Origin of the sequence: Marinobacter sp. LV10R520-4 (assembly GCF_002563815.1) — a bacterium.
Classification (GTDB): Bacteria; Pseudomonadota; Gammaproteobacteria; order Pseudomonadales; family Oleiphilaceae; genus Marinobacter.
The window spans coordinates 3,438,030-3,462,622 of sequence record NZ_PDJM01000001.1 but is presented as its reverse complement, the minus strand read 5'-3'; the positions used below and the strand labels follow the sequence as shown (position 1 = coordinate 3,462,622).

General features: G+C 55.0%; 17 protein-coding genes and 2 tRNA genes. 7 read left to right on the top strand and 12 right to left on the bottom strand.

The features are described from left to right. Positions 1-20: 20 nt before the first annotated feature. Positions 21-2,168 carry a fatty acid oxidation complex subunit alpha FadB gene (fadB, locus tag ATG98_RS16825; RefSeq protein WP_098423895.1) on the bottom strand — a complete coding sequence of 716 codons (2,148 nt, stop codon included), beginning with the start codon at positions 2,166-2,168 and terminating at the stop codon, positions 21-23. A 392-nt stretch (positions 2,169-2,560) separates the two neighbouring features. Here fadB and ATG98_RS16820 point away from each other — a divergent pair, with 392 nt between their 5' ends. Further along, complete coding sequence (locus ATG98_RS16820; RefSeq protein ID WP_098418250.1) at positions 2,561-2,992, top strand: universal stress protein; 432 nt, start codon at positions 2,561-2,563, stop codon at positions 2,990-2,992. A gap of 80 nt (positions 2,993-3,072) precedes the next feature. Here the strand turns inward: ATG98_RS16820 and ATG98_RS16815 are convergent, their stop codons facing one another. The 5 genes from ATG98_RS16815 to ATG98_RS16795 form a co-directional block, all read right to left on the bottom strand. After that, complete coding sequence (locus ATG98_RS16815; RefSeq protein WP_098418249.1) at positions 3,073-5,001, bottom strand: ATP-binding cassette domain-containing protein; 1,929 nt, start codon at positions 4,999-5,001, stop codon at positions 3,073-3,075. Positions 5,002-5,009: 8 nt separating this feature from the next. Next, on the bottom strand, positions 5,010-5,807 hold the full coding sequence (locus ATG98_RS16810; RefSeq protein ID WP_098418248.1) for an MOSC domain-containing protein: 798 nt from the start codon (positions 5,805-5,807) through the stop codon (positions 5,010-5,012). A 137-nt stretch (positions 5,808-5,944) separates the two neighbouring features. Beyond that, positions 5,945-6,020: transfer RNA gene (locus ATG98_RS16805), tRNA-Gly, on the bottom strand. A gap of 120 nt (positions 6,021-6,140) precedes the next feature. After that, entirely contained in the window at positions 6,141-8,786 is a 2,646-nt protein-coding gene (locus ATG98_RS16800; RefSeq protein WP_098418247.1) for an AAA family ATPase, read from the bottom strand. Then, positions 8,783-9,904, bottom strand: coding sequence for a metallophosphoesterase family protein (locus tag ATG98_RS16795; protein ID WP_098418246.1), 1,122 nt, complete (start codon positions 9,902-9,904; stop codon positions 8,783-8,785). The genes ATG98_RS16800 and ATG98_RS16795 overlap by 4 nt, the downstream gene beginning before the upstream one ends. A 196-nt stretch (positions 9,905-10,100) precedes the next feature. On the opposite strand from ATG98_RS16795, the gene ATG98_RS16790 reads away from it, so the two are divergent. Continuing rightward, the gene (locus ATG98_RS16790; RefSeq protein ID WP_007351943.1) at positions 10,101-10,385 is read left to right on the top strand and encodes a YebG family protein; all 285 of its coding nucleotides are present in this window, start codon (positions 10,101-10,103) and stop codon (positions 10,383-10,385) included. Positions 10,386-10,400: 15 nt separating this feature from the next. On the opposite strand, the gene ATG98_RS16785 is transcribed toward ATG98_RS16790, so the two are convergent. Together ATG98_RS16785 and ATG98_RS16780 are read right to left on the bottom strand one after the other, a co-directional pair. After that, positions 10,401-12,947 carry an EAL domain-containing protein gene (locus ATG98_RS16785; RefSeq protein ID WP_098423894.1) on the bottom strand — a complete coding sequence of 849 codons (2,547 nt, stop codon included), beginning with the start codon at positions 12,945-12,947 and terminating at the stop codon, positions 10,401-10,403. A gap of 59 nt (positions 12,948-13,006) precedes the next feature. Next, positions 13,007-13,609 carry a DUF924 family protein gene (locus ATG98_RS16780; RefSeq protein ID WP_098418244.1) on the bottom strand — a complete coding sequence of 201 codons (603 nt, stop codon included), beginning with the start codon at positions 13,607-13,609 and terminating at the stop codon, positions 13,007-13,009. 121 nt (positions 13,610-13,730) lie between these two features. Between ATG98_RS16780 and ATG98_RS16775 the strand changes: the two genes are divergently transcribed. Both ATG98_RS16775 and ATG98_RS16770 read left to right on the top strand, forming a co-directional pair. Continuing rightward, positions 13,731-14,636 (top strand): TIGR01777 family oxidoreductase, encoded by a 906-nt coding sequence (locus ATG98_RS16775; protein WP_098418243.1) that lies wholly within the window; start codon positions 13,731-13,733, stop codon positions 14,634-14,636. 87 nt (positions 14,637-14,723) lie between these two features. Beyond that, positions 14,724-14,799, top strand: a tRNA-Glu gene (locus ATG98_RS16770). A gap of 121 nt (positions 14,800-14,920) precedes the next feature. Here ATG98_RS16770 and ccoM read toward each other — a convergent pair. Beyond that, positions 14,921-15,076 carry a cytochrome c oxidase subunit CcoM gene (ccoM, locus tag ATG98_RS23035; protein ID WP_179888189.1) on the bottom strand — a complete coding sequence of 52 codons (156 nt, stop codon included), beginning with the start codon at positions 15,074-15,076 and terminating at the stop codon, positions 14,921-14,923. Positions 15,077-15,318: 242 nt separating this feature from the next. Here ccoM and ATG98_RS16765 point away from each other — a divergent pair, with 242 nt between their 5' ends. The 3 genes from ATG98_RS16765 to pta are packed head-to-tail and all read left to right on the top strand — an operon-like array spanning position 15,319 to position 21,134. Continuing rightward, the gene (locus ATG98_RS16765; protein WP_098418242.1) at positions 15,319-17,739 is read left to right on the top strand and encodes an EAL domain-containing protein; all 2,421 of its coding nucleotides are present in this window, start codon (positions 15,319-15,321) and stop codon (positions 17,737-17,739) included. Positions 17,740-17,759: 20 nt separating this feature from the next. Beyond that, complete coding sequence (locus ATG98_RS16760; protein ID WP_098418241.1) at positions 17,760-18,947, top strand: acetate/propionate family kinase; 1,188 nt, start codon at positions 17,760-17,762, stop codon at positions 18,945-18,947. Between the two features lie 36 nt (positions 18,948-18,983). Beyond that, entirely contained in the window at positions 18,984-21,134 is a 2,151-nt protein-coding gene (gene pta / locus ATG98_RS16755; protein WP_098423893.1) for a phosphate acetyltransferase, read from the top strand. Between the two features lie 105 nt (positions 21,135-21,239). Here pta and der read toward each other — a convergent pair whose 3' ends face one another. The 3 genes from der to ATG98_RS16740 form a co-directional block, all read right to left on the bottom strand. Continuing rightward, positions 21,240-22,664, bottom strand: coding sequence for a ribosome biogenesis GTPase Der (der, locus tag ATG98_RS16750; protein WP_098418239.1), 1,425 nt, complete (start codon positions 22,662-22,664; stop codon positions 21,240-21,242). A gap of 82 nt (positions 22,665-22,746) precedes the next feature. Continuing rightward, positions 22,747-23,916: an outer membrane protein assembly factor BamB gene (bamB, locus tag ATG98_RS16745; RefSeq protein WP_179888306.1), complete on the bottom strand. Its 1,170-nt coding sequence runs from the start codon at positions 23,914-23,916 to the stop codon at positions 22,747-22,749. After that, positions 23,916-24,569: a YfgM family protein gene (locus ATG98_RS16740; RefSeq protein ID WP_098418237.1), complete on the bottom strand. Its 654-nt coding sequence runs from the start codon at positions 24,567-24,569 to the stop codon at positions 23,916-23,918. Before ATG98_RS16740 ends, bamB begins: the two co-directional genes overlap by 1 nt. Positions 24,570-24,593: the final 24 nt, after the last annotated feature.

Sequence of the window (24,593 nt, the reverse complement as noted above, 5' to 3'; positions counted from 1 at the left end):
TTCGGAAATCTCGTTCAGGGTTAAGCAAAGAAGGTCTGGCCGTTTTTTGCCATATCACGCAGCTTGTCGGTGGGCTGATATAGCGGCCCAAGATCTGCGTATTTGTCAGCCAGTTCCACAAACATGTCCACGCCCATCTGGTCGATGTAACGCAGTGCACCACCGCGGAACGGAGGGAAGCCAATACCGTAGATCAGACCCATATCGGCGTCAGCCGGGCTTTCTACAATGCCGTCTTCCAGGCAACGAACGGTTTCCATACACAGCGGGATCATCATCCGCGCGATGATTTCATCGTCTTCAAACTCTTTATCACCCTGAACAACCGGCTTCAGCAGCTTGTAGGATTCTTCGTCGACCACTTTTTGCTGCTTGCCTTTACGGTCCAGCTCGTAGCGGTAAAAGCCCTTCTCATTTTTCTGGCCGTAACGCTTGTTATCAAACATCACGTCGATGGCGGTGGTGCCTTCGTGCTTCATACGATCAGGGAAGCCTTCAGCCATCACTTCGCCAGCGTGCTTGCCGGTGTCCATGCCGACCACATCCAGCAGATACGCGGGGCCCATGGGCCAACCAAACTTTTCCATCACCTTATCGACTTTCTGGAAGTCAGCGCCGTCACGTACCAGTCCAATAAAGCCACCGAAGTATGGAAATAGCACCCGATTGACCAAAAAGCCCGGGCAGTCGTTAACCACTATGGGCGTTTTACCCATGGCAGTGGCATAAGCCACGGCGGTCGCAATGGCACGATCGCTGGTTTTCTTACCGCGGATAACCTCGACCAGAGGCATCATGTGCACCGGGTTAAAGAAGTGCATGCCACAGAAGTTTTCCGGGCGCTTGAGATTCTTTGCCAACAGGTCGATAGAGATGGTCGAGGTGTTAGACGTCAGAATAGTGTCTTCACGAACCTGGCCTTCAACCTCGCGCAGAACCGCATCTTTCACTTTGGGGTTCTCAACAACTGCTTCAACAACCAGATCTACGTTTTTGAAATCGCCGTAATTTAGCGCTGGCGTGATGCTGTTCAGCACGTCCGCCATCTGATCCGGTTTCATGCGCCCTTTGTCAATGCGCTTGAGCAAAAGCTTCTTGGCTTCTTTCAGGCCCAGGGCGATGCCTTCGGGATTGATGTCTTTCATGATGATGGGCGTGCCTTTAAGCGCAGACTGATACGCCACGCCGCCACCCATAATGCCCGCACCCAGAACCGCTGTCAGCTTTACATCGGCAGCGTCTTTGGCCCAGCGTTTCGCCTTGCGCTTGAGTTCTTGGTCATTCAGAAACAGGCCGATCAGACTTGCACAAGCGTCCGTTTTCGCCATTTTGGCGAAGCCCTTGGCTTCTACTTCAATGGCCTTGTCGCGAGTCATACTGGCGTGCTTCTGCATCACTTTGATCGCTTCAACGGGCGCCGGGTAGTTTTTCCCAGCCTTGGCACCTACAAAAGCTTTTGAAATCTCGAACGCCATCATGCTTTCCATGGCGTTGAGCTTGATCTTGCCCTTCTTTTCTTCACGGCGCGCCAGATTGTCGAGCTTGCCGCTGTTCACCTGGTTGATAACTCCTACTGCAGCAGCAACCAATTGGTCTGGTTCAACGATGGCATCGACGGCACCCACCTTAAGCGCCACATCTGCACGATTTTCGGTCGCACCACTGATCCACTCAACCGCGTTATCTACGCCAATCAGGCGTGACAGGCGTACGGTGCCGCCAAAGCCCGGGAAGATTCCCAACTTGGTTTCCGGTAGGCCCACTTTGGCTTTTGGTGCCATAACCCGGTAATCGGTGGCCAGGCACATTTCAAAACCGCCGCCCAACGCAATACCGTTGATGGCGGTAACCGTGGGGAATGGCAGGTCTTCAATGGCACTAAAAATTTCATTGGCGCTTAAGTTGTTGGCCACCAGTTCGTCTTCCGGGCCGGAAAACAAATCTTTAAATTCGGTGATGTCTGCGCCAACAATAAAGCTGTCTTTGGAACTGGTAACAACAAGACCCTTCAGATCCGCCCGTGACGTCAGTATTTTTGTCGCATTACGGAGCTCTTCCAGGGTAAGACGGTTGAATTTGTTGACAGACTCGCCCTGCAAGTCGAAATTCAACTGGGCGATTCCGCCTTCGATCTCTTTAACCGTGATGGCTTTACCTTCGTAAATCATCAACTGATCTCCAGTCTGTGATTGAAACTGTTTTGTGCGCCGGTGTACTTGCACATTAACCTGCAAGATCCCGGCTGCAGATGCAGCGAACCTTTAACCACTGCGGCCGCTGCCCGATCTTCAATTCAAATTCATACAGCCGTTTGAATATCGAGACCACACGATGAGAAAAAACCGTCCGTTTGTCAATTTCTTTCTTAACACGACCGATCACAGGCAACTGCAATTGTTACTGCGCAGGCTTACTCTGAACCTAATACGGCAAGGCTTCAACGCCGCCGAAAGCTCTGCTAACAAAGCCTAACTCACACTAACCCCTTTTCCGCCGGGCTTAACCATACTATCCTGTAATCAAGGGTTCTGACATTTGCAACACACGGAGTAATAGTGCCATGTCTGTTTACAAGAAGTTGCTAGTCGCCATTGATTTAACGGAAGAAGCGCCACAAGTCCTGCACAAAGCAAAAGAGATGGCTAGGAGCCAAGGCGCTGAACTGATCCTGGCACACGTGGTGGAGCCTGTGGGCTACGCCTATGGTGGCGATATTCCGATGGATTTGACCGAATTACAGGACCAGCTCGACAAGGCTGCCCGCGAGCAGCTGACCAAGTACGGTGAAGAATACGGCATACCCAAAGAAAATCAGGTGGTGACCGTTGGCCGCCCTGAGTCTGAAGTACACCGCCTGGTCAAAGAACACGCCATTGACTTGGTAGTTGTGGGCAGTCATGGCCGTAAAGGCTTTCAATTGTTGCTCGGCTCTACCGCAAACGGCGTACTCCACGGCACCGAGTGCGATGTGCTGGCCGTACGTATTTTTTAAGACGCACAGTGACCAGCTGATTGCTTGCCGGCGAAATTCCGGCAAGCAATCGAGCAATTTGGCAATAAAAAGAGCCGGGGTCATTTCCCGGTCATTTCCTCCAGTTCCATCCAACGCTCCATTGCGGTCTCCAACTCTGCTCCCACCGCCGTCAGCCGGGCCAGGGTTTCATCAACTTTCTTCGCAGAATTAGCGTAGAAGTCCGCTGAGCCGATGGCGTCCTGCAGCTGTTGTTGCTCCTGCTCCAGGCGCTCAATGGTTTTCGGCAGCTGCTCCAACTCCAGTTTCAACTTATAACTGATTTTTGCCGCCGTGGGCTTGGTCCCGGACTGCGCAGCTGGCTTACTCTTGCTCTTACTTTCCGGCTTTTGCTGCTTGTCGCGCTGCCTGTCGGGCCGGCTGCCGCTTTTTTCGGCTGGAAATTGGCCGCCCTGGCGGCGCCAGTCGGTATAGCCCCCAACAAACTCGTGCACCTGGCCAGTACCGTCCAGAAACAGCGTTTCGGTGACCACGTTGTCCAGGAATTCCCTATCGTGGCTGATCACAATCACCGTGCCGCGGAATTCCGACAGCTGCTCTTCCAACAGCTCTAGAGTTTCAACATCCAGATCGTTGGTGGGTTCGTCCAGCACCAGCACGTTGGCGGGCTTGCTGAACAGCTTGGCCAGCAGCAAACGGGCGCGCTCGCCACCGGAGAACACACTGACAGGTGACCGTGCCCGCTCCGGGGTAAACAGGAAGTCCTGTAGATACCCCATAACATGTTTGCTCTGACCATTAATGTCAATGAATTCACGACCTTCCGACAGGTTATCAATTGCATTTCGAGTTAAATCGAGCTCGCCCCGAAGCTGGTCAAAATAAGCTACTTCCAGATTTGTACCGCGGCGAATGCTGCCCTCAGTGGCTTCCAGGTCGCCCAGCAGCAGGCGCACCAACGTAGTTTTTCCGGTACCATTTTCACCCACCAATCCGATTTTGTCACCGCGCAAAATGGTCAGGTTCATGTCACAAATAACCGCGGGGTGACCCGGATAGGCAAAACCGGCGCCCAGGGCTTCGGCCACCAGCTTGCCAGATCGAGCAGCGTCTTCCACCGCAAAAGTGGCCGTGCCACCGCGCACCCGGCGCTGGCGATGCTCTTCACGCATCGCTTTAAGTGCCCTCACCCGGCCCATATTGCGGGTGCGGCGAGCTTTGATGCCCTGGCGAATCCAGGTTTCTTCCTGCTTCAGGCGCTTATCAAAAAGTGCTGCGTGACGTTCCTCTTCTTCCAGCGCCTTTTCTTTCAAGTCGAGATAGTGATCGTAACTGGCGGCAAAGCTGACCAGCTGACCGCGATCCAGCTCCACCACCCGGGTGGCCATTCGGCGAATAAACGCACGGTCGTGGCTCACAAACAGGATGGCACCACGGAACTGGACCAGAGCGTCTTCCAGCCAAGCAATAGCGGGCACGTCCAGGTGGTTGGTAGGCTCATCAAGCAGCAGAATATCCGGCTCAGACACCAGCGCCCGCGCCAGCAGAACCCGGCGTTGCCAGCCACCCGACAGCGTATCCAGCGTGCGCTCGGGATCTACGCCGTACTGCGCCAGCATACTGGTGACTTTTTGGTCCAGGCGCCAGCCGTCCAAAGCCTCCAGACGCTCCTGCACCTTCATCATCTGGTTCAGGCTCTTTTCGTCTGTCTGTTGGGTCAGGTGGTGGAACTCAATGAGCAGTGCGCCGGTTTCAGGAAAAGCGCCAGCAACCACATCGTAGGCGGTGCGGATATCGCCAGAGGGCAAATTCTGTGGCAACACCGCCAACACCGCGCCGTCTTCCAGGCGGACGATGCCGCCGTCTGGCGTTACTTCATCGTTGACGATTTTCAGCAGGGTAGACTTACCCTCGCCGTTGCGACCCAACAGGCACACCCGCTCACCGGCCTCCATCACCAATGAGGCATTATCTAACAGCGGCTGCATTCCAAACGACAGGGAAACCCCGTCCAGCGTTAACAAAGGCACGTAGTTTATTACTCCGATTGATTCACGATAACGCAGTCACCCACGCTCAGCCGGCAAGGCGAGTCGTGAATCGCGTTCATTCCGAACATGATGCCGCCAGCGGTGCGACGATAGGTCGCAAGCGTCCGCAATGGCTGGACCGAAGCGGCTTTTTCCCCGGTATCTGGGTTAACAGTGGTCATTAAACAGCGGGAACAGGGGTTAAGCACCCGGTAACTGCCCTCGCCTATGGTAACGGCCTGCCAGTTGTCTTCCGACCATGCAGCGGCGCCATCAACCACGATATTGGGGCGAAAATGACGCATATCCACCGTAACCGCCAAGTGTTCATTCAGCTCCACTAGTGACGCCGTATTGGTAACCAGCAACGGATAACCGTCGGCAAAACTCACACGCCGGCGTTCTGTTGCCAGATTGGTCTGCACCTGGCGAAAACTGCTATCAGGCATGAATACGAAGCGCAAAGACAGGCCACAAAAGCGACTGATGGCACCATTGGCCGCATCACAACCCACCTGGCCCTGAACCCAATCGCGCCACACTCGCACAGACAGGTTCTCACCACTGGTTTGCAGCGCAATAGGCGGTTGCCCTGGCAGGGTAATAGAAACCTCGCCATCGGCACCCAGCGAAGGCTGAACCAATGCCAGCTGTGGCAGAGTGCGCTGGGTTACAAACTGACACTCGTCGTCAACCAGCATCCAGCGCCGGTCGCCGGCCGGACCAAATTCATCCAGCTCAAAAGAGTCCACGGCAATACCCGCAAGGGATTTGACCGGATACAGAAACAGCGAGTGCACGCGCATGAAAGTCTCCCGGCGGACAGCATGAAAGAAGACGGAAGAGTATAGCCGAGCGCTAACGCCATTACCCTTGTGTTTGCCCTTGTGATCGAAACGAACATAAAAAAACCCGGCCTTTTACAAGACCGGGTTTTCAAATTTGGAGCGGGAAACGAGATTCGAACTCGCGACCTCAACCTTGGCAAGGTTGCGCTCTACCAACTGAGCTATTCCCGCTAATGTTGTCGTAAGTTGTTGCCTGACAACGGAAGCGCATTATACGGATGTTTTATCTAGGGTCAACAAACTTACGCGAAATCTTTCAACATAATCATCAGGACACCCGCGTTTGGTCTGTTAAAGCACTGCCCTAGCCTTTAAAGCTTCCAGATTAATAGTCTCTGAGCCCATGTCCTGCCAGTTATCCGGATGGCAGGTAAACAACAGGATTTGGTGGCGCTGCGCCGCATCAAACAGAATTCGCTTCATGCTGTCCAGGCGAACGCTATCGCTGTGTACCAGCGAATCATCCAGAATGATTAACGTCGGCTTGTCGGCTTCTTTCAATAAATCGGCGTAAGCCAAACGACTGATAAGGCCCATCTGCTCTCGGGCGCCAAAACTGAGTTCGGCCATCTGACCGGTTTCCCCGTCGCGGGTGAAACGGCCCGGGAGCAATTGACTGTCTACCTCCAGCTGAGCATCGGGAAACAACACCGTAACGTAATGATTCAGGTGTTTCTGTAACGGCGCTTGCAAACGCTGAGTCAACGCCTGGCGCTTTTCCGTTAATAACTGGAGCAGCAACTGCAGCGCCTCTGCCCGACGCTGCAGTTGCTGGCAACGGCGCCGGTTTTGCTCCAGTTCGGCCAGGCAACGGCCACGCTGCTCCTCCAGGCCTTCGGCACCCCAGATCTCCAATCGTGCCCGCAACTCCTTCAACTCAAGCTCGCGCCCTCGCTGGGCCTGCTCAAGCTGATCCGCGCTGGCCCCCAGGCGCTGTATATCCTGCTGCACTAACTCCGGCCGTGCCGCGGCAATCTGCGCCAGCATCTGCTGCAAACGCCCCTGTTGCCCCGCCTGCTCCTGCTCAACTGCGATCAAATCGCTGTTTAACTGTGTCACTTCCTGCTGGCGTTGCTCGCTGTTCAGACTGGCGCGCAACGTGTGCCACTCGTGATCAGCGTTCTGATAACGATGAGATGCGGCCAGAAGCGCCTTTTCGTGTTCGCCGAAACGTTTCTCTGCTGCTGATAACCGATTTTCAGCGTCACTGCGCAGATCTTGCGCCTTAGCCAGAGCCGGTAAGCCTTTAGCCAATGTCGTAGCGGGTGCCAAAGCCTCTTTTTCTGCGCAGTTACGCGCAAGCTCCGCGCTCAAGGCCTGATAGTCGCTGTCCAGACTTGCCAGACCGCCGGGCACCAACGACTGCAATAGTTCCAGCATTCGATGCACATCCGCTTGCGCACGCTCCTGAGCGACCAGTGTATGATCTGCTGCCGCCAGGTCTGCAACACCCAGAGCCTGTAACTGCTCACCCAAAGCCAACTGCAACTGTTCCAGCTGACGCTGACAGCGAGCCAAGTCATCGCCACCAGGGGTAATTGTAAACTCGCCAACACCCACAATGCGCAGGCGCGTGCTGCTCAGCAGCAATTGCTCGCCCTGATGCGGCAACGTATCCTGACCCAACTCGATCTGTTGGCCAGCCTCCAGTTGCCATTCAATTCGCGTGGCAATTGCCTGCGAACGTAGGCGTGCATCATCCAGCTGGCGTTGGGTTGTACGCAACTGATCGACGGCGGCTTTGCTGATTTGATGCCGAGCCGTCAGCTTACGGCTCTCGCCCAGGGCCTGTTGTAACTCTGCCGCCCGTGATTTGCGCTCAGACAGCTGCTGCAACTGCGTTTTTGCTCTGGCGCTGCTGTGTTCCAGTCGCTGCCGAGTTTCCAGCAGCCCGGCCTGACGCTCTACCTCCAGCGCATCGCGATATTGGCTCTGGCACTGCTCTAAAGCAGCATGCAAGCCGGCTGCGGACGCTTGTACGTCATTCAGTGCCTGCTGCGCCGTGTTGTGTTCCTGCTCGCGCTGCTGCAACTGTTTGCCATCTGCCTGTACCTGCTGTTTATTGCGCTGTAACAGTGCCGCCCGTTGTTGTACCGAGGTCAAGGCCTGGTTCAACGTTTGCTGCTGGCCCTGTAACGACTCAATCTGACGGTAACGCTCCTGGGCCTCGGCAAGAGCCTGACGCACCTTTATCCAGGGTTGCTCACGGTCTATCTTGTGGAATTCCAGCGCAACCTTGGCGAGCCGGTCTACCTGATTTTGATACTGCTCTATGCGGGTTTCCAACGCGTCGAGCTCTTGCTGCCCAGGCAGCTCGTCAGCCAGCAACTGCTTGTATTCACCCCTTGGCGCGCCCCCTGCGGTCAGCAGTTCGCTAAGCTGCTGGCGTACGGTGTGAATCAACCCATCACCGCCTTCACTGACAACTTCCGATACCAGGCTGTTCAACGCCGATTGCAAATGATCGCCCGCATGCACAACGGCCTGTTCAATATTCTGCCCACTGCCCTGTTCTACCCAGAGTAGCCCCGGAATCCCCCAGTGCTCTTCTTTACTCGCGCCTTTTTTGGGGAACTGATAACCCAACAGCTGCGCCAACTTTTCTTCTGCCTCCTCGCCACTGTAAGTGGTGCCCTGTATCGACAGGTCACAGCGTTTACGCTGCAGAAAGCTCTTGTTCAACTGCCAGTTCTGACCGTTATAGTGAAACACCAATTCGATGGCGGGTGCTGCGGATGAATCACCCCAAGGCCGCAAATCTTCGGCGGCCTTGGAGCGATGGCGCTCAAAAAATGCCGCCCGAATGGCCCGCACCAAGGTGCTTTTACCGGCCTCATTCGGACCGGAAATAACATTAATACCATCACTCAAGCCATTCAATAAAAACGGTTTTTTGAACTGCTTAAACTGCTCCACCCGCACACTTTCAAGTTTCATGGATGCTCCTCCTTGCGGGCTTCAAGTAACAGGCTGGCGAGTATGGCCAGGGCATCGCGGGCAGTCTGTGCTTCTGCACCACTCTGCCGGGTTTGCAGCTGCTCAAGCACATCACCGACGTAGCCGCTGGCCTGCAATCCCGCCAGATCTTCCTCCGTGGGCACCAGCAACAAACGGGAGCGATCGTAGGTAACGCTGCGATAACGCGCCTCCGCGCGGGACAAAGCCTCCGCCAGACGCTGCTCACCCGCCAGGGTGATGCTGCCTTCCAGCTTAAGATCCAAAACGGAACTTTCCGGTAGCTCGTCAAGACGCTTCAGCAACTCATCAATATCGGTCTCTACCACCAACTTTTCTTGCCATTGATGCCAGTGATAGCGTGCCGTTTCCAGTGCTTCCACCTTAGGCAGAGCGCCAGGTTCGGACACGGTCACCAACAGTGCAAAACCCGGCTGATTATTCCGGAAGCGCTCAGGCTCCGGCGTACCGCTGTACCAGGTTCTCTCATTAATCTCCTTCAGGCCATGCCAATCACCCAGCGCCAGGTAATCCAGCGCGGCGCTTACGCTGCGATCGGCGGCAATCGGATTGGTGGCGTCAATGTCTTCCGCCAACACGCCTTGCACACTGCCGTGGGCCAGCCCCACCCGCAGCCATTGCGGCGGGGTGCTGAGTGAATCAAAGGGCGCGGTCAAATCATCGTAGGTGTGGCGCTGGGTTAAAGGCGCCGCCAGCACAGCAATCTTCTGGTGCGGCAGTTCTATAACGCCGCTTTCTAGCGCAAGGTGCACATTGTCCGGCACGGCATTGATACGCCGGGCGCGGGTCCACACGCTTTCGGCCAGCGCCGCATCGTGATTGCCCGGCAGCATTACCCAAGGCCCTGTAAAGCCCGCGGTTGCGTTAAACGTGCGGCGAATACAGCGGTCAGATACGGTTTGCGCATCAAAAACGTCGCCCGCCACCAGCACGGCATCGCAGTTGTATTCCACCGCCAGTTGCGCCAGGCGCTCGATAGCGCCATAACGGGCCTCAGCCAGCGCACTGCTGTTATCGGTGTCAAAGCGGTTGAAATAGCGCCCTATTTGCCAGTCGGCGGTATGAAGGAACCTTGGCATAGTGATGGCCTGATTGGTGAAATTAAAGGCGAAACATTAACACCAATATACCGTCTGGCGCAGCCTATGCCACTAGCACTGTATATATAAACAGTGCTAAGCTGCTACACTTACTGATCGCTGCATTCGCCTTGGTCAGGTTTTTTTCATTTTAAAACAGTCGATACCGGTTTAAACACCCGGCAAGGAGACATATATGGGCGTACAAACGCTTTACTTCAGCGACCGTGATGGCAAGGAGAAAGCAATGGCTGATCCCAACAATCTGCTGTTCACTTCTAAAAAAGAAGCAGATGAACGCGATAAAATGCTGGAGTTTTCTGACGAATTGCGGGTATTTCTGGAGCGCAGGGTAGAAGGCATCGGCGAGCAGATGGCTGAGCAATGTGCGCTGGTACTGGCGCAAGAACGGGAGCTGCTGGCGCGGGCGCTGAAAAAACCCGAGCTGCTAAACCAGACGGCAGCCACCCCCGACCAGTAAGGTAATTTTAGCGAATCAGTATTCCAGCCCCAGAGCAAACTGGCCCAACGGCACGGGTCTGGAATACAAAAACCCCTGCAGCAAATCGCAATCACTGGCCGTCAGGTAGTTTTGCTGCTCAACCGTTTCTATGCCCTCGGCCACTACCAACAGGCCAAGATGGTGCGCCATGGTAATCACCCCTTGCACAATCGCGGCACTGCCCCGATCGGTGGTGACATCGATGATGAAACTGCGGTCCAGCTTTACCTTGGTAATGGGTAGCTGGCGCAAATAGCTCAAGCTGGAAAAGCCGGTACCAAAATCATCAATAGCCACCTGAACGCCCAGGTCACGAAGACTCTTGAGCATGGAGATGGCCTTATCGATGCCAGAAAGCAGCACACCCTCCGTCACTTCCAGCTCCAGCAATTCCGGCGGTAACCCACTGACTTCAAGCACGGCAAGCACGTCTTCGATGAACTCTGGTCGGCGAAACTGTAAGGGCGAAATATTGACCGCAATCGACACCGCCTGGCCCGTCTGGCGCCAACGTTGGGCCATGTCCATGCACGCCTGATGCAGTACCCAGCGGCCAATAGCAACAATTTGCCCAGTCTGTTCCGCCAACGAAATAAAGGCCCCGGGCAGCAACAGCCCGCGATCCGGATGATTCCAACGCACCAGTGCTTCCGCGCTACGCAAACGGCCGGTTTTAGCATCCACCAGAGGCTGGTAATGCACTACAAACTGCTGGGCTTCGATGGCTTCCATCAATTCCCGCCGCATAATCACTTGCTCTGCGCCGGTTGTAGAGGCTGCACCGTTGTTCCAGCTGTAGGTATTGCCACCTTGGCGTTTGGCTTCGCGCGCTGCCAAAGCGGCATTATCCAAGAGTTCTTTTGGCTGTTGGACTAAACCGTCGTCTGACGCAATGCCAATACTGGCGCTGATACTCAAGCGCTGGCCTTCTATGTCATAGGCTTCCGCAAGGCGAGTCAACATTCGACTGACAAGCATCTTCACTTCGGCCTCGGTTTTCAGGGCCGGCCGCATAACAACAAATTCGTCTGCCGCCAAGCGGGTGAGCTCATCATCGTTGGCTAACAAATTGCGCAGCCGATCGGCGACCACCGCCAACAACAAATCCCCCACCTGGCGGCCAAGACTTTCGTTCAGCGACTTGAAATCGTCGAGGTCGACGTATAACAGCACCATGTCGCTGGGCTTGCCGCGCGCGCGGGCAAAGGCCTGGTTGAGGTGCGTCTCAAACAGCTGATGGTTTTGCAGTCCGGTAACAGGGTCGTGGCGAGCCTGATAGTCAAGAAGCTCTTCACTCTTGAGTTGACGCGTAATGTCCTGCTGGGCCGCAATATAGTGAGTGCAATTTCCACGGCCATCGTAGACCGGGGTTATTGTCAGTTTTTTCCAGAAGGTGGAACCATTTTTCCGGTACGACAAGAGCGTAATATCAAGCTCTTCCTGATGCTCCAACGCTGACTGAATCAAGCGCAACGCTTCCGGCGCAGTGCCTTTGCCAAAGAGCACCAAAAAACCCTTCCCGATAGCTTCCTCGGGCTGATAGCCCGACATTTCAGTGAATGCCGGGTTCACATAGACCATTGGATAGCCCTGCACGCTCGCATCCAGCATCACAACGCCGTTCGGACTTGCCTCAATGCCGCGTTCAAGCAAACGCATACGATCTTCGGCTTTTTTACGCTCGCTGATGTCCCGGGCGATGCCGTAACCGCCCCTAACTTCACCATCAACAACGATGGGCAGGTTAATGACGTCTACAAATATGGCCTGGCCCGACGCGTTCAAGCCAGCGATTTCGTAACTATGAGACTCACCTCCAGCCATCAAAATCAACGCGTCACTGGCGACGTTGTAAAACTCGGGTAACAGCACCTTGCTGTAATGCTCTCCGACCAATTGGTCGCGACCATAACCGGCGATGACTTCCGCTGCCTGATTACAGTCCACAAAGCGGCCATCAAGCCCAATCTCGAAGACGCCATCAGGGTGCTGGCTGAACAGAGACCGGAAACGCTGCTCACTCGACACTCTGCGATCTCTTTCCGCCTGGTGCTCTATCGCAAGGGCGGCAAGGCCGGCCGCTTTGCGGATAAGGGTAATTTCGGACAGTTCTGGCGATTTACAGTGTCGGTAATAGGTGGCGAAGGTTCCCAGTAGTTCGCCAGAGGGGGAAATGATCGGTGCTGACCAGCAGGCTGCGATTTTCTCTGACTTCACCAGGTCGATTAAACCTACCCAGCGGCTATCGTTTAATAGATCTTCACACACCACAATTTCGCGAAGATAGGCCGCGGCTCCGCAAGAGCCCACCTCCGGACCAATTTGTATGTCGCGCATTGCCTGCTGATAGTTCTGGCTGAAAGCATCACCGGCGACCAAGCTCAGCGTTCGGTTCTGCGCCGAATAGAGCATCACCGACACCATGGCATCGGGAAACTGCTCTTCAACCATCGTACTTATCGCCGACAAAATAACACCGAGCGGGCTTCGACGCCCGATCAGATCATAAATAAATTGCGCAGTGGTGATTGCTTGGTGCATAGCGTCCCTATTGAGGAAAGTCCGTTACTTACAGAGCCGGTAATACCAACGTTATAAACTTACTGGCCGAAACGTTTTCCATTGAGCAAATAGTCGCTCTCTTCTTTTGTGTTGGTTCGCCCCAATGCTTTATTGCGATGCGGAAAACGATGGAAGCGCGTGATTATTGCCTGGTGTTCAAGGGCTGATTGCAAAAAGCTGCCCATAAACTCCCTTAACAAGCCGCTGGTGGATGCTGTGAGCTGTTCATAACACTCTATCGCAAGTGACTGGTCTTCTTGGCGTTCGGAGTGCTGCAAGGGCATATAAAAAAATCCCCGCTGAATGGCCGGTAACGACACGTCAAAACCTTTGTTCATGCCCTGCTTACATAACTTTCGAGCCAGAATATCCTGCTCAAATGCCAAAGCACCGCCGCGAAAAATATTGCGCGAAAACTGGTCAAGCAGCAAAATTTCAGCGAGCACGCCGCCAGCCTTTTTCTGCCAGTGGTCAAGACCCTGCTCCGAGGCAAACAAGACCAGCGACAAAAAACGCCTACGAATTTCCTGATCGAACTTTCGGTTACTCAGAAACCAGCGGTTGCGATGAGCCGAGTCAGGCAGCCCATTTTTGTCTAACTCACCAAACCAGAAATCCAGAATGTCTTTCCAATCGAACATTCACCATTACCCTGTTAAGGTTGCTGCCATAGTACTTGTCTCTGCGGCAGTGTACGCGGGAAACAAGGCAACAGACACCCTTCACCACTAAGGGGCCTTCTACGCAAGGAATGGAAACACCATGAGCAGACACATATTGCTGACCGGTGGCACCGGTTTTATCGGACGGATTCTATGTTGTGAATTACTCGCAAACGGAGACCAAATTACGGTTTTAAGCCGACAGAGTGCAGCAGATGTGCGCGCTATATGCGGTCGAGTTGAAGCGCTGCCGGATTTGGCCAAATTGCGGGGCCATAAAGGCTTTGATGCCATTATCAACCTGGCAGGCGAAGGCATTGCTGAAAAGCGCTGGAGCGAGACGCGCAAGCAGGCAATTCGCGACAGTCGTATCGAACTTACCCAACAGCTGGTTGATGTGGTAAAAACCTGGCAGCAGCCGCCACAGGTCATGGTGTCCGGTTCCGCTGTTGGTTTTTACGGCGCCCATGGCAACCTTGAAGTAACCGAAGCAACGCTTCCACATAACGAGTTCACCCATCGTCTTTGCAGTGATTGGGAACAGGCCGCTATGAAGCTGGCTGACATGGGGGTGCGCGTCTGCCTGTCGCGAACCGGAATCGTGGTGGGCGCTAGTGGCGGCTTTTTGCAACGCATGGTTCTGCCGTTCAAACTCGGTGTAGGCGGCAAGCTTGGCAGTGGTGAGCAGTACATGCCTTGGGTACACCGGCAGGATGTTGTCGCCGCCTTACTGTGGATGCTGAATACCGAGACCGCATCGGGCGCTTACAATGTTGTCAGCCCATCTCCGGTGACCAACGCGACATTTACAAAAACCATGGGCAGTGTGCTCCATCGCCCTACGATTCTGCCGGCACCCGCCGTGGCCCTAAAACTGGCTTTGGGGGAAATGTCCGGACTGCTGCTGACCGGCCAGCGCGCAATTCCCGCAAGGCTTGTTGCTGAGGGTTTTGAATTTCGCTTCACGGACCTGGAGCCTGCGCTAAAGGATGCGATCGCAAACTGAAGAATAGCGGCAAAAAGTGTTGACACGGACAAGGGTGGCTCATACTATGTGCGCCACCTCAACGAGGCAAGTAGTTGAATATGTTGCGTCCCCTTCGTCTAGTGGCCTAGGACTCCGCCCTTTCACGGCGGCAACAGGGGTTCGAACCCCCTAGGGGACGCCAATTCGTTCTACTTATATTTCTTCGTTCTGGAACACAAAAAATCTCCGAAAACTGCCTAAGTTTCCGGAGATTTTTTATGTAACACACTTCAGTTTTATAGTGTTAGGCCTCGCAGCCTTAATCAAGCTGGCTTGTCGATCTTCTTATCCGCGGTTTTGGTAGCGTCAGGGCCATGGGCTTTTTGATCGCGCATAATAAAGACGCCAAATCCTACAAAGAATGCCACCACCAGCAGCACAGTTACGATTCCAGCAATAACAACGGTGTCCAGATACATGGCAAATCTCCTAAATTCTTGTGTTTCGATCTGAATTCAGGTTACGACTTGCCGCATACCCCCGTGTTGATCTACATCAAGCCCTATAACGGCTTAAAAAAATAAGCCGTGGCCTGTGATCGGCCCCGCCTTTTTCTTCCTTCGAACGGCGACCAATACAAGACACCGCGAAACTTTGACTGTTATAGTCCATTACTACCTTTCGCTAGATTCCGACCACTTGCGGGCGACCAATCCTTGATATGACGACACTTTTTAAGCGCCTGAACCTGTTTCGTCAGCGTTCGCTGCTGTCTTTGCATTTACTGGCCTGGGTCTTGCTATTCAGCCTGGCGTTTACGTTCATTTCGTCTGCGATACAACTTTACTCTGACTACCGCAAAGAACTCACGCAAATTACGGAGCGCATGCAGGCCGTCGAAACCAGCGACGGCTCTGGGCTGTCGCGAAGCCTGTGGGCGCTGGATCAGAAGCTTCTGCAAATCCAGCTGGAAGGCATTCTCAGCCTCCCGGATATTGTGCATTTAAGGCTTGCGATTGAACCCGATTCTGAACTGGTCATTGGTGAGCTTCCCCGCGATGCCGACACCATCGTTCACAGTTTTGAGCTGAATCATGGCCAGGGCGACAAGCTCAAACTCGGGCGACTTACCATTACCGCTGGCCTTGCCAGGGTGCATCAAGACATGAACAGGCGGGTGGGCATTATTCTCGCCACCCAGTTTTTACAAACGCTGTTTGTTTCCATTCTTATTATCTGGATTTTCCGGTTTTTTGTTACCCGACACCTGACCACCATGGCGGACTACGCCAGAGACTTTTCAATTCATAATCTGAAGCGCCCGCTGACGCTGAATCGGCCTGATACCCCTGGCCGGCGTCAGGACGAATTGGGCCAGGTGACCGACGCCATCAACCAGATGCGCGAGCGCCTGAATCAGGACATGGCCCGCCAAGAGCAAGATGCCCTGGAAATCCAGAAATTTTCGCAGGCCATTGAACAAAGCCCGTCATCGGTCATTATTTGCGACCGCCAGTGGCGCATTGAGTTTGTAAATCAAAAATTCAGCCAACTGACCGGTTACAGTGCCCGTGCCATCATCGGCAAACACCCGGGGGCACTGGCAAGCAGCGCCTCAGACAGTCGGGATACTGAAAAACTGTGGAAGTCCATTCGCCTGCAGGTACAGCGAGTTGGAGTCTGGCAGGGCGAAGTGACCAGTGCCCGGCGCAACGGCGAGCGCTTCTGGGAGCAGCTCATCATAACGCCCATCAAGGACGCGAAAGCAGACACCACCGGATTTATGATTCTGGGTGAAGACATCAGTATTCGAAAACGCTATGAGCGCCAGCTACTGCGACAGGCCAACTACGATATCCTGACCGGGCTGCCAAACCGCATGTTGGCACTGGACCGTCTGAAGCTGGCACTGGCGCAAGCCCGGCGCGAAAGCACTGAAGTGGGGGTGATGTTTCTTGACCTCGACGATTTCAAGCATATTAACGATACCCTGGGCCACGACGCCGGTGACACCTTGCTGGTTGAAGCCGCCAGGCGCATTTCCAGCTGTCTGCGCGGCACCAGCACAGTCGCGCGTCTGGGCGGCGATGAGTTTTTGGTAATTTTGCCTGGCCTGCAAAGCGCCGAGGGGTCGTCTCAAGTAGCCGAGCGCATACTCGAAACGTTTTCAATGCCTTACCATTTAAACAGTCACGAGGTTTACGTAACAACCAGCATTGGTATTGCGGTGTTCCCCGCAGATTCTGACAACAGCGGCGAGCTGATGCAGCACGCCGATGCGGCCATGTACCAGGCCAAGCGCAAAGGCAAAAGTGACTACGTGCATTTTTCGCCAGAGATGAGCGAAGTATCCCACGAACGCCTTCAGCTTGAATCCCGCCTTCGACGTGCTCTGCAACAAGAAGAATTCGAGTTATTTTACCAACCCATTGTAGACACCGCTAACGGTAACCTGCTGGCGGCAGAGGCCTTACTGCGCTGGAACAATCCGGAAATTGGCCAGGTCATGCCCGACCGCTTCATTCCGCTGGCCGAGGAGACCGGGCTGATCACGGCCATTGGCGAATGGGTAATTCACCAGGCCTGCCAAGCGGCCATGGCCTGGAAAAACCAACTGGGTCGCGATGTGGGCATTTCGGTGAACGTTTCACCTCGCCAGTTCCGCGACCCGGGCTTTGTTACCTCTGTGATGGACGCATTGTCTACGTCCGGCCTGGCAGCCGAGTTTCTGGAACTGGAAATTACCGAGCGCCTCATTCTGGACAACTCGATTGAGACTGCCCAGATTTTGCGGGAGCTTGACGAGCACGGCGTGCGCCTGTCGGTAGACGACTTTGGTACCGGCTATTCAGCCCTCAGTTACTTGAAAAGCTACCCGTTTGATACACTCAAGATTGATAAATCGTTTGTGCAAGATGTCCTCAAAGACCCGGATGACGCAGCGCTGGTCAGCGCAATCATCAATATGGCTCACAGCATGGGGCTCAGGCTGATCGCAGAAGGCGTTGAAGAGGAGGGGCAAGTCCAATTTCTGCAAAAGGCAGGTTGTGATTGCGCTCAGGGTTACCTGTACAGCCGACCACTACCCGCTATCGAATTCAGTCAGTGGCTGGATTCGTACACAGGCCAACAAAGAATCTGACAAACCGGAAACCCAGAATTATGCAAGACACATTGTTAGTGGTGAACTGCGGTAGCTCATCGCTGAAAATTGCGCTTTTTGACAAAGATCGACAAAAGATCGCGTCGATGCTGGCAGGACGGCTGAACACTCCCAATGCCCACTTTCGCATTGGAACACAGCGGGACGCCACCGTGCTGCCACCCAACACCACGCACAGGGAAGCCCTGGCCGTGCTAGTGGATGTAGCGCACAAAAAGGGCCTGATGCCGAAACAACCGGCGGCTATCGGCCACAGGGTTGTTCATGGCGGTGAAACATTTCGCGAAGCGGTACTGATTGACGACAAAGCGCTGGCCGCTATAGAAGCCTGTAGCGCGTTGGCTCCACTGCACAACCCGGTTAACCTTGAAGGCATTATAGCAACCCGCGAGCTGTTTCCGTTGGTGCCTCAGGTGGCTGTTTTTGATACCGCTTTCCACCAGACCTTGCCAGAAAGGGCATTTCATTACGCGCTACCACAACACTACTACCGTGACTGGGGTGTTCGCCGCTACGGCTTCCACGGCACCAGCCACGCTTATATGCTGCAACAAGCAGCTCTTCGCCTGGAGCAATCCACGGCTGACACCTCTATTATTTCTGCGCATCTGGGCAACGGCTGCAGTGTTACCGCCATACGTGATGGCAGAAGTGTTGATACCAGCATGGGCCTGACCCCTCTGGAGGGGCTGGTAATGGGCACCCGTAGTGGCGATATAGACCCCGGGCTGTTCGATTACCTGCAGAGCAAAGGCGTCAGCGCCGAGCAACTGCACTACGAACTCAACCACAGCAGCGGTCTTCTCGGGCTGTCAGGGCAAGCCAACGACATGCGCACCCTCAGCGACCTGGCGAATCAGGGCGATCAGCCAGCCCAACTGGCCATCGATGTTTTCTGCTTCCGCCTGGCCAAATATGTCGCCGCCATGATGGCATCACTGAACCGGCTTGATGCCCTGGTGTTCACCGGAGGCATTGGCCAAAACAGCGCCCGCGTACGCCAGCAGACCGTCAATCACCTGGGACTGCTTGGGTTCGCCATTGATGAGCACAATAACGATGACAACGGCCTGAATCGTGACGGCCGAATTGACTGTAAAGAGTCGCGCTTCCCAATACTGGTGATTGCTACCGACGAAGAACGTGTCATCGCGGGCGAAGCAGTACGTCTGGCAAAACTCAACTAACCGATTTGTCCCACGCTAGCGGCGGAATTTGTAACTATGGCAAAAAGTCTTTTTATTGCACCAACCTCCACAGATTCCGGCCTGACGTCTGTGTGCCTGGGCCTGTTGCGGGCACTGGAGCGGGTGGGTGTCAGCGTTGGTTTTTATAAGCCGTTTTGCCAGGTGGTGCACCAAGCCGATGCTACCCACAATAACGGCAAAGACTCTTCTGTTGAGTTTGTGCGCACCCACAGCCATCTTCAGCCGCCAACACCCATTACCCTGAAAGAAGCACAGCACGCGCTCAATCACAACAAATCTGACCTGTTGCTTGAGCGTGTAGTGGGTGAGTACCAGAAGGTGGCCTGCACCGTCGATGTGGTGATTATAGAGGGCCTGGAACCCGACCAGAACGGCACCTACATTACCCGCCTGAACGCCGAAGTCGCCCGCAACCTGGGCTCGGAAATCATTCTGCTAACGTCACCCAGAGGCTGTAGCCCCGTCGAGCTGGACGAACAACTGGGCTTCTCCGCAAGACTGTTTTCGGGACAGCATGAGGCTGACGTTCTAGGCGTTATTCTTAACAAAATCGGTGCGCCAAAAGAACGCAACATGCCCGGCATGACGACCCTCACCGCGACACCGTCTGAAGATTACCGCAACACATGCAAAGTGTTTAGTAGCGGGCAGTATCGGTTGTTAGCCGAAATACCTTGGGAACCAAGCCTGCTGGCACCGCGGGTTTCAGACATTGTGCGCGAACTGAAGGTAAAAGTACTGCACGAGGGCCAAATGCAGGCCCGCCGGGTGCACCGCGTTTCTGTTTGCGCCCGCACCATCCGCAATATGACCGAAATTCTTAAGTCCGGCACCCTTTTGGTGACTCCCGGAGACAGGGAGGACATTCTTGTGGCCGCCGCCGTAGCGGCCCTGAATGGCGTGCCCATGGCCGGCATTCTGCTCACCGGCGGTTTAATACCAGACCAGCGGGTGATCGAATTGTGTCGCCGGGCCATGGAAACCGGCATGCCGGTTCTCAGCACCACCACCAACACCTACGAAACCGCACACATGCTAGCGGGCCTGTCGAGGTCTATTCCTATCGACGATCCGCAGCGGATCGACACCGCCATGAACCTGATCGCGCCGCGCATTGATACCGACTGGCTGCAGGAACACCTTAAGGTGCCGCGCCAGACCCGTATGTCGCCGCCGGCGTTTCGTCACCAGCTTTCCGAGCGCGCCCGTGCTGCTAACAAGCGCATTGTTTTGCCAGAAGGCCACGAGCCGCGCACGGTACAAGCAGCCGTCATTTGCCACCAGCGCAAGCTTGCGCGCTGCGCCCTGATCGGTGACGCCATCGAAATACGCACAGTAGCAGCCTCTCTGGGCCTGGAATTACCACCCGACCTTGAAATTATCGAGCCCTCTGCGGTGCGCAAGCGGTACGTGGCGCCCATGGTAGAGTTGCGCAAACACAAAGGCTTTTCTGCCGAAGTGGCGGAAAGCATGCTTGAAGACAACGTCGTTCTGGGTACCATGATGGTCGCGCTGGACGAAGCAGACGGCTTGGTGTCCGGTGCCATACACACCACCGCCAACACCGTGCGCCCTGCCCTACAGCTGATAAAAACCCACGACAACGCGAAAGTGGTGTCGTCGGTCTTTTTCATGCTGTTGCCGCAGCAGGTTGTGGTTTACGGAGACTGCGCCATAAACCCGGACCCCAACCCGGAACAGTTGGCAGACATTGCCATCCAGAGCGCACAATCAGCCGAAGCATTCGGCATTGAGCCGCGCGTGGCGATGATCAGCTACAGTACCGGCGAGTCTGGCAGCGGTCAGGATGTGGATAAGGTACGCGAAGCTACCCGGCTGGCGCGGGAAAGGCGTCCGGACTTGCTGATTGACGGCCCCCTGCAGTACGACGCCGCCGCTATTGAAAGCGTGGGCCTGAGCAAAGCACCCAATAGCCAGGTAGCCGGCCGCGCAACCGTATTTGTGTTCCCTGACCTGAATACTGGCAATACCACTTACAAAGCGGTGCAGCGCAGCGCCAACGTGGTCAGCATTGGGCCTATGCTGCAGGGCCTGCGTAAACCGGTGAACGACCTATCACGGGGAGCGCTGGTGGAGGACATCGTATTCACCATCGCCATAACCGCTGTTCAGGCAAAGCAAGTGGAAGACGCCAGCAAAGCCTGATCTTGCCCGGCCTTACGGTCTTACATAGCCAACGCCCATAAAAAAACCGGCCCGTTATTGTTCATAACGGGCCGGTTTTTTTAGCGCTTAAGGCAATTCTGACTATCAGCGCTTCAGGCTCTTCTGGCGCGCTTTTTTGGGCTTGCCCCCGCCCTTCTTTTCATCGTTGTCTTTTTTGACTTTTTGCCGCGGCGTCATCCGGTCCACTTTATGGGCAAACGGGTTTTCACTGGAGCGGAACTCGAAGCGGATCGGCGTGCCGGTTACCGCTAACACCTTGCGGAAGCTATTCTCCAGGTAACGTTTGTAAGCACCGGGCAAAGAGTCTGTCTGATTGCCGTGTACCACAACCGTCGGCGGATTAGAGCCACCCTGGTGAGCGTAACGCAGCTTGATACGACGGCCATGAACCATGGGCGGCTGGTGCTGGGCAATCGCATCTTCCAAAATCGTGGTCAGACGATTGGTTGGCCATTTTGCCATAGCCGATTCGTAGCAGGCGTTGACCGACTCGTACATCACACCCACCCCAGAACCGTGCAACGCCGAAATGTAATGCTTGTCGGCGTAGTCCAGAAAGTCCAAACGCCGGCGAATCTGTTCCTTTACTTTGTCACGGTCTTCACCGTTCATGCCATCCCATTTATTGATAGCAATCACCAACGAACGGCCGGCACTTAGCACGAAGCCCATAAGATGCATGTCTTGGTCAACCAACCCCTCGCGGGCGTCAATCACCAAAATCACTACGTGGGCGTCGTCTATGGCTTGCAAGGTTTTGACGATCGAGAACTTCTCAACCGTCTCTCGCACATTTTTGCGCCGCCGCACACCGGCGGTATCAATCAGGGTGTATTCCTGGCCCAAACGCTCGTAGGGGATATAAATGCTGTCGCGGGTGGTACCCGGCAGGTCGTAAACCACAACCCGCTCTTCACCCAGCATGCGGTTTACCAGGGTCGATTTGCCCACGTTGGGGCGGCCAACAATACCGATGCGAATGCCGGGGTGATTATGAGCAGCGTCTATCTCTGCATCTTCCTCCGGCGTCGGCAGCAGAATCTCCAACATAGATCGAACGCCGCGATTGTGAGATGCGGCAATGCGAAATTGGGATTGAAAACCCAGTGCATAAAAATCGGATGCTACCAGATTTGGATCCTGGCCATCCGTTTTGTTAATCACCAGGTGCGCGTGCTTGCCCGATCGGCGCAGCTGATCAGCAAGTACCTGATCACCAGGCATAACACCGGCGCGGCCGTCCACAATGAACAGAACGATGTCGGCTTCTTCAACCGCCTGCAAAGACTGCTTTGCCATCGCGGCGTCAAGCCCAAGCTCGTCGCCCATCAAGCCGCCAGTATCGATGACAATAAAGCGTTGATTTTCGTAATTGCCTTCACCGTATTTACGGTCGCGGGTCAGTCCCGGAAAATCGGCGACCAGTGCATCCCGCGAACGGGTCATCTGGTTAAACAGTGTGGACTTGCCCACGTTCGGGCGGCCCACCAGGGCAATGACTGGATTCATAGTGTTTCACTACTCAAAAAAAATGTCATTCGCTACTCACAAAAGAAGTCGGCCCAGTTTGGAGGCCGGGCCGCGTGTCGCGTCAGTTTTTCGATTGCAACCTATAAGCGGCGAGTTTACCGCCGTTGCCGAAGACCAGCAGATTACCATTACTCAGGCGCTGGGCCGGTACGCGGATACCGTCACCATCAAATTTCATCTGCCCTACCAGCTCACCGCTGTCTTGGGACATCACGTGCAGGTAACCGTCAAAGTCACCTACCACCAGATAATCGTCGAAGGCAACCGGCTGGGTCAGCTGGCGCCAGGCCAGTTTATCCTGAGTCCACAGGTCGCGGCGATCGGAACCGCGCATAGCGACCACGTCGCCGTTAGCAGACACCAGAAAAATATTGCCATTACTGACCATGGGTGAATACAGGCTGGAGGCTGTCTTGCTCCAGATGTCATTGCCGGTGCGCAAATCAATCAGCGCCAGCTTGCCCTGATAGCCCACCGCCAGAATCGCGTTTTCCAGCACCAAAGGCTGGCTGGTAATGTCGACCAAGCGCTCAAGCTCGGTACGGCCCTGGGGCGCGCCTACTTCGTACTGCCACAGCGGCTGGCCAGATTCTGCAGACAGAGCTAATAATTTGCCGTTGGCAAAGCCACTTATTATAACGTCGGCACCTACCAGCGGCGCTGCTGCGGCGCGAACCGACAAGGCAGGCACAACACTGTCATATTGCCAACGTTTTTCACCGTCAGCGGCATTGAATGCCAACACGCGGCCGTCGGTGGTTTGCACAACCACCAGGCTGCCATTGGACTGCGGCGCCGAAAGAACTTCAGTCGGCAGTGACGCGCGCCAAAGTTCGCTGCCGTCTTCCCGCGACAGCGCGAGCAAATCGGCATCACGGCTTACCAGATACAGCTGATTGGCATCGCCGCCAACGCCGGCGAAAATTCGGTCTTCCACCGAATTTTCCCAGATCTGTTTGCCGGTTTCTGCGTTCAGAGCGAGCAACTCTCCGTCAGCCGATGCGGCGTAAACAACATCGCCGGCGTTTAGCGGCGCCAGGTACAGAAACTCGCCGTCATGGCCGTCACCCACAGTAACGTTCCAAACCCGTTCAAATGACACCTGCTGGTTAACATCCGGCAATTGTGCAGGCTGTTCAAACGTATCGTTGGCGCTGCAACCGATCACAAGGGCAGACGCCACAAGCACCACAGCACTGGCGCGCAGCTGGCGGAAACCTGCGCTTAACATCACGCATCACCCCCAACACCCAGATCCGCCAGTTTCAGCTGCAGGACACCACTGCGATTTTCTTCACCCTGTTCGCGAGCAGCCAGGTAGGCGTCACGGGCGCCATTCTGATCGCCTTTGGCGAGCAAAATGTCACCGCGCAATTCGGCAAACATAGCACCAAAAGCGTCGCTGTCTTTAGCACCGTCAATGGTGGCCAACGCCGCATCATAATCTTCCAGAGCCATTTGAGCTTGCGCCAGACGGCTGCGCACAACCAGAACCAGAGGCTGAGTCTCCGCCGCTTTATTCAGTGCCCACTGCAAGGATTCAACGGCGCCTTCGGCGTCGCTGTTCTGCATGAGCTGAACCCGGGCCAGCATCAAATTGGCGTAAACCGCGTAAGCGCTGTCGGCATGTTCATCGCGCAGGGTTTTAGCCACAAAAGCGACGGTGTCGGCGCTGGTTTCATCTTCCGTGCCAAAGGCGTTCATCAGAGTAACAAACTGGTTGGCAGCCTCGGTACGCTGCTGGGCCTGTTGGTTTTGCCACGCTTGCCAGCCGAACACAATCGCCAGGGCCGCACCAATACCAATCAGCAGCGAACTACCGTTGTTCTTCCACCACTGCTTGATCGCTTCAACCTGCTCTTCATCTGTACGCAACTCGGCCATGATAACTCCTGTTGTAAATTAGAA